The sequence below is a fragment of the Pseudomonas sp. WS 5011 genome, from assembly GCF_012985775.1.
GTDB lineage: Bacteria > Pseudomonadota > Gammaproteobacteria > Pseudomonadales > Pseudomonadaceae > Aquipseudomonas > Aquipseudomonas peli.
Window position 1 is genome coordinate 83,487 of record NZ_JAAQXA010000004.1, and the last position, 11,792, is coordinate 95,278.

Sequence of the window (11,792 nt, forward strand, 5' to 3'; positions counted from 1 at the left end):
AGCATGCGATGACTGAATCGATTGAACGTGACGCCCGGCACAAGGCGCGCATGGCCCGCAAGAAAGCCCTTATCGATGAAAAGATTGCCCAGGCCCAGGATGAGTACGGCCTGCTGCTGGTGCACAGCGGTAATGGCAAGGGCAAGAGCAGCAGCGCCTTCGGCATGGTTGCCCGCGCCCTGGGCCACGGCCTCAAAGTGGGCGTGGTGCAATTTATCAAGGGTGCAGCCAGCACAGGCGAAGAAGCCTTCTTTCGCCGTTTTCCCGATGAAGTCAGCTACCACGTGATGGGCGAAGGCTTTACCTGGGAGACCCAGGATCGCCAGCGTGATATCGACAAGGCGCGCGAAGCCTGGACGGTGGCGGCGCAGCTGCTGAATGACCCGGCCATCGGTCTGGTGGTGCTCGACGAGCTGAATATCGCACTGAAGTACGGTTATCTGGAACTCGACGCGGTGCTCGCCGACATCGAAGCGCGGCCGCTGCTACAGCATGTGGTGGTAACCGGTCGTGGCGCGTTGCCGGGGATGATCGAGGCAGCGGATACCGTGACCGAGATGAGCCTGGTCAAGCATGCGTTCAAGGCCGGGGTTAAGGCGCAGAAGGGCGTGGAGTTTTGAACAGCGCCCACTCTTGCCCCGCGTTATTGATCGCTGCACCGGCCTCCGGTCAGGGTAAAACCACGGTCACCGCAGCCTTGGCGCGCTTGCATGCACGCCAGGGCAAGCGCGTGCGGGTGTTCAAGTGCGGCCCGGACTTTCTTGACCCGATGATTCTTGCTCGCGCCAGCGGCGCGCCGGTGTATCAGCTCGACCTGTGGATGGTCGGTGAAGCCGAGAGTCGTCGTCTGCTCTGGGAGGCGGCGGGTGAGGCTGACCTGATTCTGATTGAAGGGGTGATGGGCCTGTTCGATGGCACGCCTTCGGCAGCCGATTTGGCCCGGCACTTTGGTGTGCCGGTGCTGGCGGTGATCGACGGTTCGGCCATGGCGCAGACCTTTGGCGCTATGGCCCATGGACTGGCGACCTTCCAGGCGGATTTGCCGTTTTCTGGCGTGCTCGGTAATCGGGTTGGCAGTGCGCGGCATGGCGAGATTCTGCGTGATGCGCTGCCAGCCTCGATTCGCTGGTACGGCGCGCTACCGCGCAGCGCCGAGGTCGGTTTACCGAGCCGCCATCTCGGCCTGGTTCAGGCGGGCGAACTGCTCGACCTGGATGCCCGTCTGGATGCCGCCGCCGATGCCTTGGCTGCCAGTGCCGATACCAGTCTGCCGCCGCCAGTCAGCTTCGCCGCGCCCGAACAGGCCAGGCCCGCGCCGTTGCTTAAGGGCGTACGCATTGGCGTAGCGCGCGACAGCGCTTTTGCCTTTCTCTATCAGGCCAACCTCGATTTGCTGCGCGAGCTGGGCGCTGAAATAGCGTTCTTTTCGCCGCTTACAGATGAACAGTTACCGGATATCGACAGCCTGTACCTGCCCGGCGGTTACCCGGAGTTGCACCTGTCCACGCTTGAAGCTAACCAGGCCATGGCCGAGGCAATCCGCGCTCACCATGAGGCAGGCAAACCGATCCACGCCGAGTGCGGTGGCATGCTTTACCTGCTCGACAAACTGACCGACAAGCAGGGCGCCAGCGGGCAGATGCTCGGTTTGTTAAACGGCGAGGCGACCCTGCAACCACGCATGACCGCCATGGCCCTGCAACAGGCTGAGCTGCCAGAAGGGCTGCTGCGCGGCCACAGTTTTCACTACTCCGCGCTCAGCAGCGAACTGCAACCGCTGACCCGTGGTGAGTGCCCGAACTACAAGCGCACCAGTGAGGCGGTCTATCGCCAGGGGCGGATGACCGCCTCCTATATTCACTTCTATCTGCCGTCCGACCCGGTTGCCGCTGCCGCGCTGTTTTGTCCCGGTGCGCCGGCATGAGCGAGCAGGCTTTCAGTCCCGAAGAGCGTGCGGCGGTATACCGCGCCATCGCTGAGCGCCGCGATATGCGCCATTTCAGCGGTGGCGAGGTGGCTCCCGAGTTGCTCGCGCGCTTGCTCGAAGCCGCACATCAGGCGCCCAGCGTGGGCTTGATGCAGCCCTGGCGATTTATTCGCATCACCCGTCCGGCTTTGCGCGAAGCGATCCACGGCCTGGTAGAGGAGGAACGCACGCGCACCGCCGAGGCGTTGGGCGAGCGCAGCGACGAGTTTATGCGGCTGAAAGTCGAGGGTATTCGCGACTGCGCCGAACTGTTGGTGGTGGCCCTGATGGATGGGCGTGAGGCTCATGTGTTTGGCCGCCGCACCTTGCCGGAGATGGACCTGGCATCCCTGGCCTGCGCGATTCAGAACCTCTGGCTGGCTGCCCGCGCTGAAGGTTTGGGTATGGGCTGGGTATCGCTGTTCGAGCCCCAGGCCCTGGCGGATGTGCTCAACATGCCGACCGGCAGCAAACCGTTGGCGGTGCTGTGCCTGGGGCCGGTGACGGAATTCTATGAGGCGCCGATGCTGGTGCAGCAGGGGTGGGCTGAGCCTCGGCCGCTCAGCGAGTTGCTGTTCGAGAATCAGTGGGGCACGCCATGAGCCTGGTGCTGAGTACCTGCGCCGGGGTCGTTCTGGATGCGATTTTTGGCGAACCCAAGGGCTGGCACCCGCTGGTGGCCTTTGGTCGTATGGCCGAGCGTATCGAGCAACGCTTCAATCCGGCGGGCGGCGGTTGGCGCAGCCATGGCGTCAGCGCCTGGTGCCTGGCGGTGTTGCCGCTGACCCTGCTGGCCTGGCTGTTGAGTGAGATCAGCGGGCTGGGTTGGGCGGTGGAGATCATGGCCTTGTATGCCGCCCTGGGTCTGAAAAGCCTGGGTGAGCATGCCATGCCAGTGGCGCAGGCGCTGCGTCTGGGAGATTTGCGCCTGGCCCGCGAGCGGGTTGGCTATATGGTCAGCCGCAATACCGCGCAACTGGATGCCACGGGTGTGGCCCGCGCTGGCAGCGAATCGGTGCTGGAAAACGGCAGCGACGCGGTGTTCGCCGCGCTGTTCTGGTTTGTGTTGGCTGGCGCACCGGGCGTGGTGCTGTATCGCCTGAGCAATACCCTGGACGCCATGTGGGGCTATCGCAATGAGCGCTTTGAACGCTTCGGCTGGGCTGCGGCGAAGATCGACGATGCACTCAATTACCTGCCTGCGCGGCTGGTCGCCTTGACCTACGCGTTGCTGGGTAAAACCCTGTTGGCGCTGCGTTGCTGGCGCACCCAGGCGCCGCTGTGGGACAGCCCGAATGCCGGCCCAGTGATGGCAGCGGGTGCAGGGGCCTTGGGCGTCAGCCTGGGCGGTGCGGCGGAATATCACGGTGAGGTGCATGTGCGGCCTGACCTGGGTGCGGGGCCGCCGCCCCGGGCGCGGGATATCGAACGGGCAGTCAATCTGGTCTACGGCGGCGTGCTGCTGTGGCTGGCGCTGCTACTGCTGTGGGGGCTGTTTTATGCTTGAACATGGTGGTCGCCTGCGCGCGGCCTCGCTGCGTTATGGCATTGCCCTGGCGGAGTGGCTGGATTTGTCCACCGGCATTGCGCCCTATGGCTGGCCCTTGCCCGCCATTCCGGCCAGTGCCTGGACACGCTTGCCCGAGCAGCAGGACGGCCTGGAAATCGCGGCGCGCGATTACTACGGCGTCGCCAACCTGCTACCGGTGGCTGGTTCGCAAGCCGCCATTCAGGCGCTGCCGCGTCTGCTGCGGCACGTCACCGTGGGCATTGTTTCCCCCGCTTATGCCGAGCATGCGGCGGCCTGGCAGCGCGAAGGGCATCGTTTGCTGGAACTCAGCGAAGGGGCCATCGAGCGGGCGCTGGAGCGCATCGATGTGCTGTTGCTGGTCAACCCGAATAACCCCACCGGCCGCTGTATTGAACCTGCACGCTTGCTGGAGTGGCATCGGCGGTTGGCCGAGCGGGGCGGCTGGCTGGTGGTGGACGAGGCCTTTATCGATTGCACGTCGGCGTTCAGCCTGGCGGCGTTCAGTGAGTTGCCCGGGTTGATCGTGCTGCGCTCGTTTGGCAAGTTTTTCGGTTTGGCGGGGATTCGTCTGGGTTTTGTCCTGGCGCAACCGCAGCTGCTGGCGCAACTGGCCGAATTGCTCGGCCCTTGGGCCATCAGCGGACCGAGCCGCGTGGTGGCCACGGCGTTGTTGCAGGACATGGCTGGTCAGCAGGCGCAACGTGAGCGGTTACTCGCCGATGGTGAACGCCTGGCGGCGCTGTTGGCTGCGCATGGGTTCAGCCCCACAGGTGGTTGCGCGTTGTTCCAGTTCTGTTGCACACCGCAGGCTGCCTTGCTGCATGAGTTTCTCGCCCTGCAAGGCATCCTTACCCGCCTGTTTGAAAAGCCGCTGAGCCTGCGGTTTGGTTTGCCACCGGATGAAGCCGGCTGGCAGCGTTTGCAGCAGGCGCTGGCGGTCTTCGCTGGAGAGCTGGCATGAGCACACTGATGGTGCAGGGCACCACCTCCGATGCTGGCAAAAGCACCCTGGTCACCGCACTGTGCCGCTGGCTTAAGCGCCAGGGCGTTAGCGTGGTGCCGTTTAAACCGCAGAATATGGCGCTCAACTCAGCGGTCACCGCCGATGGTGGCGAAATCGGTCGCGCCCAGGCAGTACAGGCCCAGGCCGCCGGGCTGGCGCCGCATACTGACATGAACCCGGTGCTGCTCAAACCCAATAGCGACACCGGCGCCCAAGTGATCATCCACGGCCGCGCCCTGAGCAGCATGGATGCTGTGGCGTACCACGATTACAAAAAGGTGGCGATGCAGGCGGTGCTGCAGTCGCACCAGCGTCTGAGCGCCGCTTATCCGGTGGTGATGGTGGAGGGCGCCGGTTCGCCAGCGGAGATCAACCTGCGCGCCGGCGATATCGCCAATATGGGTTTTGCCGAGGCGGTGGATTGCCCGGTGATTCTGATTGCCGATATCGACAAGGGCGGGGTGTTTGCCCATCTGGTCGGCACCCTGGCATTGCTTTCCGAGAGCGAACAGTCGCGGGTCCAGGGTTTTGTGATCAACCGCTTTCGCGGCGATATAGCCTTGCTGCAACCGGGGCTGGATTGGCTGGAGCAGCGCACCGGCAAACCGGTACTGGGCGTATTGCCTTATCTGATGGATTTCCACCTGGAAGCCGAGGATGCCATTGATGTGCGCCAGAGCGCCAAGACGGCCGAGCGGATTAAGGTGGTGGTACCGGTGTTGCCCCGCATCAGCAACCACACCGATTTCGATCCGCTGCGCCTGCATCCGCAGGTCGAGCTGACCTTTGTCGGCCCGGGCCAGGCCATTCCTGCGGCCGACCTGATTATCCTGCCCGGCTCGAAAAGCGTACGCAGCGATCTGGCCTTTCTGCGTGAGCAGGGTTGGCCGGCGGCCATCACCAGGCACTTGCGCTATGGCGGCAAGTTACTGGGTATCTGCGGCGGGCTGCAGATGCTCGGCCATCAGATTGATGATCCGCATGGGCTGGAAGGCGCGGCAGGTTTCAGCCCTGGGTTGGGGCTTCTGGATTTCCACACGGTGCTGGAGCCGGAGAAGCAGCTGCGCAATGTACGCGGCCAGCTGTGTCTGGAAAATGCCGCGGTCAGTGGTTATGAAATTCATGCTGGGGTCAGCTCTGGCCCGGGGTTGAACGCGGCTGTGCGCCTCGATGATGGCCGCTGCGACGGCGCGCTGAGCGCTGATGGCCAGGTGCTCGGCACCTATTTGCACGGCCTGTTTGAAACCCCGGAGGCGTGCAGCGCCTTGCTGCGCTGGGCGGGGCTGCGTGACGTGCAGTTGGTGGATTACCACGCCCTGCGTGAGCGTGATATCGAGCGCCTGGCCGATCTGGTCGAGGTGCATCTGGATACAGCCCGGCTGCGCGAGTTATGTGGAGTAGGTCATGCATGAACTGATTCTCGGCGGTGCCCGCTCTGGCAAAAGTCGTCTCGCCGAGCGTTTGGCGGCCGAATCCGGCCTGGCCGTGACTTATATCGCCACCAGTCAGCCGCTCGATGGCGAGATGAGTGTACGGGTTCAGCAGCACCGTGCGCGTCGCCCTGCGCACTGGGGACTGGTGGAAGAGCCTGTGGCTCTGGCCCGAGTGCTGCGCGAACAGGCGGGTGCCGACAAGTGTCTGCTGGTCGATTGCCTGACGCTGTGGCTGACCAACTTGTTAATGCTCGATGATCCGGCGCGCCTGAGCGCCGAGCGCGATGCGTTGCTGGATTGCCTCAGCGACTTGCCGGGGCGGCTTCTGCTGGTCAGCAATGAGACCGGCCTGGGCGTGGTGCCGCTGGGCAAGCTGACCCGGCGTTATGTTGATGAGGCCGGCTGGTTGCACCAGGCCCTGGCCGAACGCTGTGAGCGTGTGGTGTTTACCGTGGCGGGTCTGCCGATGGTTCTCAAAGGAGAGGCGCTGTGAGTGAGCAATGGTGGCAGCAGGGCTGTCAGGCGTTGGACAGGCCTGCGCGCAACACCGCCGAGGCGCGGCAGCAGCAGCTGACCAAGCCGGCCGGCTCCCTCGGCCAGCTGGAGCAGCTGGCGATTGAGCTGGCGGCCATGCAAGGCAGCCAGCGGCCGCAGGTCGACCGGCTGTGGATCAGCATTTTTGCCGGTGACCATGGTGTGGTCGCTGAAGGGGTTTCGGCATTCCCCCAAGCCGTCACCGGGCAGATGCTGCGCAACTTCGTCAATGGAGGTGCGGCGATCAGCGTACTGGCCAAACAATTGGGCGCGACGCTTGAGGTGATCGACCTGGGTACCGCGCTGCTGTTGGAACCGCTGCGCGGCGTGCGTCATTTGCATCTCGGTGAAGGTACGCAGAATTTCGTCCAAGGCCCGGCGATGACTGCCGCGCAGTTACTGCAGGCCCTGGCTGCCGGCCAAGCCAGCGTGCAGCGTGCCTGTGAAGCTGGCAGCCAGCTGTTTATCGGCGGCGAGATGGGCATCGGCAATACCACTGCCGCCACAGCCATGGCCTGCCTGCTGCTGGAGTGTCCGGCGCAAGAGTTGGTCGGCCCCGGCACCGGCCTGGATAGCGCGGGTGTGGCGCATAAAGCCAAGGTCATCGAGGCAGCCCTGGCCTTGCATCGCCCGGCGATCAGCGACCCCATCGATATCCTGCAGCGCCTCGGCGGCTTTGAGATTGCGGCGCTGAGCGGCGCTTATCTGGCTTGCGCGCAGCGGGGCATCACTGCACTGGTGGATGGGTTTATCTGCAGCGTGGCCGCGCTCATGGCGGTGCGCCTGAATCCGGCTTGCCGCGACTGGCTGTTGTTTGCTCACAGCGGCGCCGAGCCCGGCCATCAGCGGGTGCTCAAGGCGCTGCAGGCCGAGCCGCTGCTTGATCTGGGCCTGCGTCTGGGCGAGGGCAGTGGCGCGGCTTTGGCGGTGCCACTGCTGCAACTGGCCTGCAGCCTGCACAACGACATGGCCACCTTTGCCGAGGCGGCGGTAGCCGAGCGTCCGCTATGACGGTCTATCTGGAACTGCTGCGTCACGGTGAAACCGAACTGGGCGGCGGCCTGCGCGGTAGCCTCGACGATGCCCTGACCGAAACCGGTTGGGCGCAGCTGCGCACGGCAGTGGCTGACGGCAGCCGCTGGGACCGCTTGATCAGCTCGCCCTTGCAGCGCTGCGCGCGCTTTGCCGAAGAGCTGGCCGCGCAGCATGGCGTGCCACTGAGCCTGGAGCCTGATCTGCAGGAGCTGCATTTCGGTGCGTGGGAAGGGCGCAGTACCGCCGAGCTGATGCAGACCAACGCAGAAGAGTTGGGCCGTTTCTGGAACGATCCCTATGGTTTCACCCCGCCCGAAGGCGAGACCTTGCTGGCCTTCGAGGCGCGGATACTGAGTGCCTTGCAACGCTTGCAGGCCCGGTATGCCGGCGAGCGCTTGTTGCTGGTCACCCACGGTGGGGTGATTCGCCTGCTGCTGGCGCGTGCCCGTGGCTTGCCGCGCAATGATCTGCTGCAGGTTGCTGTGGGTCATGCCGAGCGCTATCAACTGTGCCTGGATGAACAAGGTGAGCTGTGGGAGCGCGCATGACGCCCTGGTGGATTGCCCTGCAGTTTCTTACCCGTTTGCCCGTGACCCTGGCCGGCATGCCGACGCCTGAGCAGGTCGGTCGCTCGCTGTTGTTCTATCCGCTGGTGGGGCTGCTGATCGGCCTGTTACTGCTCGCCGCGCAACATTTGCTGGGCGATAGCGCGGTGCTGCTGCAGGCGGCGTTGTTGCTGGCGCTGTGGGTGGGTATCAGCGGCGGCTTGCACCTGGATGGCCTGGCCGACAGTGCCGATGCCTGGGTCGGTGGTTTTGGCGATAAGCAGCGCACCCTGGCGATCATGAAAGACCCTCGCAGCGGACCGATCGCAGTGGTGGTGCTGGTGCTGCTATTGCTGCTCAAGTTCGCCGCGCTGGTGGCCTTGCTGGAGAGCGGCGCCGGATTGCTGTTGCTACTGGTGCCTTGGCTGGCGCGTTGTCTATTGCCGCTGCTATTTATGACCACACCCTATGTGCGCGCCGGTGGCCTCGGTCAGGCCTTGGCCGAACATCTGCCGCGCCGACAACTGCCTTGGGTGTTGGTTGCCAATGTGCTGGCCATGTTGCTGTTTGGATGGCCGGCGCTGCTCGCCTTGCTGGTGGCCGGGGGCGTGTTTATCTGGCTGCGCAGCTTGATGCTCAAACGTTTGGATGGCACCACCGGTGATACCGCCGGAGCTCTGCTGGAAATCGCCGAGTGCGCGGTGTTGGTGGCGTTGGCCTGCTAGCGTGTAAGGACAGCAAGACACAGCAGGGATGGACATGGGGCGTAGGTTGCTTTACTCGACGCTGGTGACGGCACTGCTTGGGATAGTGCCCTGTGCGGGTGCCACTCAGGCTGAGGAGCTGGTGTGGGGCGTTGTACCGATACCCGGCGCCTTCAATGTGCGTGACGGTGAGGTGGTTGATGGCGTGCTGTACGAGGTCATGCAACTGCTGGCTGCCCGTCTACCCGAGTTGCAGATGCGTTATGAGGTTTTACCCATGGCTCGGGTTGAACAGCGCATGAGCGAGCAGGGTGAGCTGTGCAGCAGTGGCCAGCTGCAGAGCCCCGAACGCGACCAGTTGGGTTACTTCGTACCCTATGTGGCGAGCACACCGATCCATGTGCTGGTACGCAGGCAGACCCTGGACCAACTGCTGATTGAAGACGGTCAGGTCAGCCTTGACTGGCTATTCGCTAATCCTTATTTGCGAGGGGCTCTGGCCAAGAGTCGCGTCTACCCCGCGCCGATTCGTGATCGCCTACTTAAAGCGCACGCCGAAGGCCGCATCCCTGAGCTAGGCGGTAGCCTGGCCGGCGAGAATTTGCTGCTGATGGTCAGCCATCACCGTCTGGATTATGTCTTCGATTACCCCGTGATCTACACCGAGGTAATGCGCCATTTCAGTCTCAGTGATGCGCTGGTCAGCGTACCGCTGCGCGAGAACGCTGAACTGGTGACGGTGGGCATCTATTGCTCGCGCACACCATGGGGCGCGCAGATGGCTCGGCGTCTCGATCAGGCGATTCGCGAGGTTTCCGCCGCGCCCGCCAGCACCCTGGCGATTTACCAGCGTTGGCTGCCGCCTGAGGTGTACAGCCATTACCACGATGCGTTGCTGCAGTTTTTTGCTCAGCGCGCCAGCGACGCGCCGCTGCGGTTCGATTAGCCGATGGTCGGCTTGTCGGCATGGTCAATTCAGCGTGCAATCTGTAACACCGGATTGCCGAGCAGCTGTAGCTGTTGCCAGCGCGGGTAGGGGTATATACCTGCGTCATCTTGCCGATTTATCGAGAGCGGGCCAGGCCCCGCATAGGACACCGTATGACTTCGTTATGGCGCACCAGTGGCTGGTTAATGCTGGGGGCATCGCTGGTGCTGGCGCTGTCACTGGGTATTCGCCATGGGTTTGGCTTGTTCCTGCCGCCGATGAGCGCCGAGTTCGGTTGGGGGCGTGAGGTGTTCGCCTTCGCCATCGCTTTGCAGAACCTGATATGGGGCTTGACCCAGCCCTTTACCGGCGCCCTGGCTGACCGCTTCGGTGCCAAGCGCACGGTGATTGTTGGCGGCATTCTGTATGCCATTGGTCTCGGTTGCATGGGCCTGGCCGACTCACCTTTAAGCCTGTCGCTGAGCGCCGGGTTGCTGATCGGTATTGGTTTGTCCGGCACTTCGTTCTCGGTGATTCTCGGTGCAGTGGGGCGCGCCGTACCGATGGAAAAACGCAGCATGGCCATGGGCATCGCGGCGGCGGCGGGCTCCTTTGGTCAGTTCGTCATGCTTCCTGGCACCCTGGGCCTGCTTAGCTGGCTCGGTTGGTCGGTAGCGCTGATGGCGCTGGGCCTGTTGGTGGCCCTGATCATACCGCTGGCAGCCATGCTCAAGGACACGCCACTGCCGCTCACCGGCCAAGAGCAAACCCTGGGCGAGGCCTTGCGCGAGGCCTGCAGCCATTCCGGCTTCTGGCTGTTGGCGCTGGGCTTTTTCGTCTGCGGTTTTCAGGTGGTGTTTATCGGCGTGCATTTGCCGGCTTATCTGGTCGATCAGCATCTGCCCGCGCTGGTCGGCACCACAGTGCTGGCGCTGGTCGGTTTGTTCAATATCTTTGGCACTTACATTGCTGGTTGGCTGGGCGGACGGATGTCCAAGCCGCGCCTGCTCAGTGCGCTGTATCTGGCCCGTGCGGTGGTGATAGTGGCGTTTATTGTGACGCCGCTGACGGTGTGGAGTGCCTACGCCTTTGGTGTGGCCATGGGCTTGCTGTGGTTGTCGACGGTGCCGTTGACCAATGGCACGGTGGCGACGATGTTTGGTGTACGCAACCTGTCGATGCTCGGTGGTATTGTGTTTCTGTTCCACCAGCTGGGGGCGTTTCTCGGCGGTTGGATGGGCGGCTATCTGTATGACCACACCGGCAGTTATGATCTGGTTTGGCAGATTGCCGTGCTGCTGAGTTTGCTGGCCGCCGCACTCAACTGGCCAGTACGTGAGTTGCCCGTGGCGCGCTTGCAACAACAGGAGGCGAATGCATGAACACCGATTACGGTTGGAATACCGCGCTGGTGATGGGCGGCATGTTGGCTTTGGGCCTAGCCTGGTGGGGTTGGTTACAAAGTGGCCTGGCTTTTCTGCAGCTGGGTTTGGGTGTGTGTTAAAGCAATTACGGCGTCGTGAAAGGGGTTCAAAGTGATTCGGATGTGGCGTTTTACCCTGCTGGTTGTCGCTTTGCTGAGTACTTGGGTTATCCCTGCGCAGGCTGATGAGTGCCCGGTGTTACTGCAAGGCGAAGTACAGAAGTTGCGCAGCGAGGAACGTATAGATCTGTGTGCCCAGTTTGCCGGTAAACCGCTGGTGGTGGTCAATACCGCCAGCTTCTGCGGGTTTACGCCGCAGTTCAAAGGCCTTGAAGCGCTGTATCAACGCTACAAAGCCCAAGGCTTACAGGTATTTGGCGTGCCTTCTGATGATTTTCGTCAGGAATCCGACAGCAGCGAAGAAACGGCGAAGGTCTGTTACGTCAATTACGGCGTAACCTTCCCCATGAGTGAAACTCAACGTGTGACGGGCAGTGAGGCGCTGCCGCTGTTCAAAGAGTTGGCCGCACAAAGCCAGGCACCACGCTGGAATTTTTCCAAGTATGTGATCGATGCTAAGGGCAAGGTGATCGCCAGCTTCCCCAGCAGCACCACGCCGGATGATCCGGCATTTCTGGCCGCGGTCGAGCAGGCCATGGCTTCGCAGCGCTGATACTCAGATGGGTGAGT

At 63.0% G+C, this 11,792-nt stretch carries 14 protein-coding genes; all 14 read left to right on the forward strand.

The window, feature by feature from the left end:
- Positions 1–8: 8 nt before the first annotated feature.
- The 14 genes from cobO to HBN63_RS06010 all read left to right on the forward strand — a co-directional run bounded on the left by cobO (position 9) and on the right by HBN63_RS06010 (position 11,775).
- Positions 9–620 carry a cob(I)yrinic acid a,c-diamide adenosyltransferase gene (gene cobO / locus HBN63_RS05950; protein WP_090253090.1) on the forward strand — a complete coding sequence of 204 codons (612 nt, stop codon included), beginning with the start codon at positions 9–11 and terminating at the stop codon, positions 618–620.
- Positions 617–1,924 carry a cobyrinate a,c-diamide synthase gene (locus tag HBN63_RS05955; protein ID WP_170048753.1) on the forward strand — a complete coding sequence of 436 codons (1,308 nt, stop codon included), beginning with the start codon at positions 617–619 and terminating at the stop codon, positions 1,922–1,924. Before cobO ends, HBN63_RS05955 begins: the two co-directional genes overlap by 4 nt.
- Complete coding sequence (bluB, locus tag HBN63_RS05960) at positions 1,921–2,568, forward strand: 5,6-dimethylbenzimidazole synthase (RefSeq protein WP_160087384.1); 648 nt, start codon at positions 1,921–1,923, stop codon at positions 2,566–2,568. Before HBN63_RS05955 ends, bluB begins: the two co-directional genes overlap by 4 nt.
- Positions 2,565–3,473: an adenosylcobinamide-phosphate synthase CbiB gene (gene cbiB / locus HBN63_RS05965; RefSeq protein WP_170048754.1), complete on the forward strand. Its 909-nt coding sequence runs from the start codon at positions 2,565–2,567 to the stop codon at positions 3,471–3,473. Before bluB ends, cbiB begins: the two co-directional genes overlap by 4 nt.
- On the forward strand, positions 3,466–4,458 hold the full coding sequence (gene cobD, locus HBN63_RS05970) for a threonine-phosphate decarboxylase CobD (RefSeq protein ID WP_170048755.1): 993 nt from the start codon (positions 3,466–3,468) through the stop codon (positions 4,456–4,458). Before cbiB ends, cobD begins: the two co-directional genes overlap by 8 nt.
- On the forward strand, positions 4,455–5,912 hold the full coding sequence (locus tag HBN63_RS05975; RefSeq protein WP_170048756.1) for a cobyric acid synthase: 1,458 nt from the start codon (positions 4,455–4,457) through the stop codon (positions 5,910–5,912). Before cobD ends, HBN63_RS05975 begins: the two co-directional genes overlap by 4 nt.
- The gene (gene cobU, locus HBN63_RS05980; RefSeq protein WP_170048757.1) at positions 5,905–6,426 is read left to right on the forward strand and encodes a bifunctional adenosylcobinamide kinase/adenosylcobinamide-phosphate guanylyltransferase; all 522 of its coding nucleotides are present in this window, start codon (positions 5,905–5,907) and stop codon (positions 6,424–6,426) included. The genes HBN63_RS05975 and cobU overlap by 8 nt, the downstream gene beginning before the upstream one ends.
- On the forward strand, positions 6,423–7,478 hold the full coding sequence (gene cobT / locus HBN63_RS05985; protein WP_090253108.1) for a nicotinate-nucleotide--dimethylbenzimidazole phosphoribosyltransferase: 1,056 nt from the start codon (positions 6,423–6,425) through the stop codon (positions 7,476–7,478). Before cobU ends, cobT begins: the two co-directional genes overlap by 4 nt.
- Complete coding sequence (gene cobC / locus HBN63_RS05990; RefSeq protein ID WP_170048758.1) at positions 7,475–8,050, forward strand: alpha-ribazole phosphatase family protein; 576 nt, start codon at positions 7,475–7,477, stop codon at positions 8,048–8,050. The genes cobT and cobC overlap by 4 nt, the downstream gene beginning before the upstream one ends.
- On the forward strand, positions 8,047–8,772 hold the full coding sequence (locus tag HBN63_RS05995) for an adenosylcobinamide-GDP ribazoletransferase (RefSeq protein ID WP_170048759.1): 726 nt from the start codon (positions 8,047–8,049) through the stop codon (positions 8,770–8,772). The genes cobC and HBN63_RS05995 overlap by 4 nt, the downstream gene beginning before the upstream one ends.
- A gap of 34 nt (positions 8,773–8,806) precedes the next feature.
- Positions 8,807–9,697: a hypothetical protein gene (locus HBN63_RS06000; protein WP_170048760.1), complete on the forward strand. Its 891-nt coding sequence runs from the start codon at positions 8,807–8,809 to the stop codon at positions 9,695–9,697.
- 155 nt (positions 9,698–9,852) lie between these two features.
- Entirely contained in the window at positions 9,853–11,061 is a 1,209-nt protein-coding gene (locus HBN63_RS06005) for an MFS transporter (protein ID WP_167144802.1), read from the forward strand.
- Positions 11,058–11,183 (forward strand): hypothetical protein, encoded by a 126-nt coding sequence (locus tag HBN63_RS21850; protein WP_256665152.1) that lies wholly within the window; start codon positions 11,058–11,060, stop codon positions 11,181–11,183. Before HBN63_RS06005 ends, HBN63_RS21850 begins: the two co-directional genes overlap by 4 nt.
- Before the next feature lie 40 nt (positions 11,184–11,223).
- Positions 11,224–11,775: a redoxin domain-containing protein gene (locus tag HBN63_RS06010; protein WP_170048761.1), complete on the forward strand. Its 552-nt coding sequence runs from the start codon at positions 11,224–11,226 to the stop codon at positions 11,773–11,775.
- The last annotated feature ends 17 nt before the right edge of the window (positions 11,776–11,792 follow it).

Bases quoted from the DNA above. Each gene is read 5' to 3' on its own strand.
- cobO (WP_090253090.1), top strand. From the start codon at position 9: ATGACTGAATCGATTGAACGTGACGCCCGGCACAAGGCGCGCATGGCC.
- bluB (WP_160087384.1), top strand. From the start codon at position 1,921: ATGAGCGAGCAGGCTTTCAGTCCCGAAGAGCGTGCGGCGGTATACCGC.
- cbiB (WP_170048754.1), top strand. From the start codon at position 2,565: ATGAGCCTGGTGCTGAGTACCTGCGCCGGGGTCGTTCTGGATGCGATT.
- cobD (WP_170048755.1), top strand. From the start codon at position 3,466: ATGCTTGAACATGGTGGTCGCCTGCGCGCGGCCTCGCTGCGTTATGGC.
- HBN63_RS05975 (WP_170048756.1), top strand. From the start codon at position 4,455: ATGAGCACACTGATGGTGCAGGGCACCACCTCCGATGCTGGCAAAAGC.
- cobU (WP_170048757.1), top strand. From the start codon at position 5,905: ATGCATGAACTGATTCTCGGCGGTGCCCGCTCTGGCAAAAGTCGTCTC.
- cobC (WP_170048758.1), top strand. From the start codon at position 7,475: ATGACGGTCTATCTGGAACTGCTGCGTCACGGTGAAACCGAACTGGGC.
- HBN63_RS05995 (WP_170048759.1), top strand. From the start codon at position 8,047: ATGACGCCCTGGTGGATTGCCCTGCAGTTTCTTACCCGTTTGCCCGTG.
- HBN63_RS06000 (WP_170048760.1), top strand. From the start codon at position 8,807: ATGGGGCGTAGGTTGCTTTACTCGACGCTGGTGACGGCACTGCTTGGG.
- HBN63_RS06005 (WP_167144802.1), top strand. From the start codon at position 9,853: ATGACTTCGTTATGGCGCACCAGTGGCTGGTTAATGCTGGGGGCATCG.
- HBN63_RS21850 (WP_256665152.1), top strand. From the start codon at position 11,058: ATGAACACCGATTACGGTTGGAATACCGCGCTGGTGATGGGCGGCATG.
- HBN63_RS06010 (WP_170048761.1), top strand. From the start codon at position 11,224: ATGTGGCGTTTTACCCTGCTGGTTGTCGCTTTGCTGAGTACTTGGGTT.